Source organism: Kocuria sp. CCUG 69068 (genome assembly GCF_020833785.1).
Classification (GTDB): Bacteria; Actinomycetota; Actinomycetes; order Actinomycetales; family Micrococcaceae; genus Kocuria; species Kocuria rosea.
Genome location: NZ_PDDL01000252.1, coordinates 1 through 977 on the forward strand (window position 1 = coordinate 1; position 977 = coordinate 977).

1 protein-coding gene is annotated in these 977 nt (G+C 75.9%); it reads left to right on the forward strand.

The window, feature by feature from the left end:
* A partial coding sequence (locus CRM73_RS19375; protein WP_229588819.1) for a DEAD/DEAH box helicase occupies nucleotides 1-977 on the forward strand: 977 nt, incomplete at both ends.

The window sequence follows — 977 nt, forward strand, 5'->3', positions numbered from 1 at the left end:
GCCGGGCCCGCCCCCGGCCCTGCGGGCGGCGCCCCGGCCCCCGGCGGGACCCTGCGGGCCAAGGCCCGCTCCGCGAGCACCGCGGGCGAGCGGCGCGGGACCCGCGTCCTCTACATCTCCCCGCTCAAGGCCCTGGGCGTGGACGTGGAGCGCAACCTGCGGGCCCCCCTGATCGGCATCTCGCAGACGGCCCGGCACGCCGGGATCGAGCCGCCGGAGATCAGCGTGGGCGTCCGCTCCGGGGACACACCGCAGGCGATCCGCCGGGCCCTGCTCACGAACCCCCCGGACATCCTCATCACCACCCCCGAGTCGCTGTACCTGATGCTGACCTCCAAGGCGCGGGAGACCCTCACGGACGTGCAGACGGTCATCGTGGACGAGGTGCACGCCGTGGCCGGCACCAAGCGGGGCGCGCACCTGGCGCTCACGCTCGAACGGCTGGACGCCCTGCTGGAGCAGCCGGTGCAGCGCATCGGGCTGTCCGCGACCGTCGAGCCGATCGAGACGGTCGCCCGGTTCCTGGGCGGCCGGGAGCCGGTCACCGTCGTCGCGCCGCGCACGGAGAAGACGTGGGACCTCACCGTCTCGGTGCCCATCCCGGACATGACCGTGCTGGGCGGGCCGAGCGTCTCGCCGTCCCTGGCCGGCTCGGCCTTCGGGGACGACGACCTCGACGCCCTCGCCCCCACGACCACGGCGTCGATCTGGCCGCACGTCGAGGAGCGGGTCGTGGACCTGGTGCTCGAGAACCGGTCGACCATCGTGTTCGCCAACTCCCGCGGCCTCGCCGAGAAGCTCACCGCGCGGCTCAACGAGATCTACGCGTTCCGCGTGGAGCACGCGGACCCGCACGACGGGCCCCGGGACGGCGCCCCCGCGGACGGCGCCGGTCCGGGCGACGACGGGGCGCCGGGGCCCCCTGCCGGCTCCGCGCCCCAGCAGGTCGGGGACGTGCTGCGCTCCGCCCTCGCCGG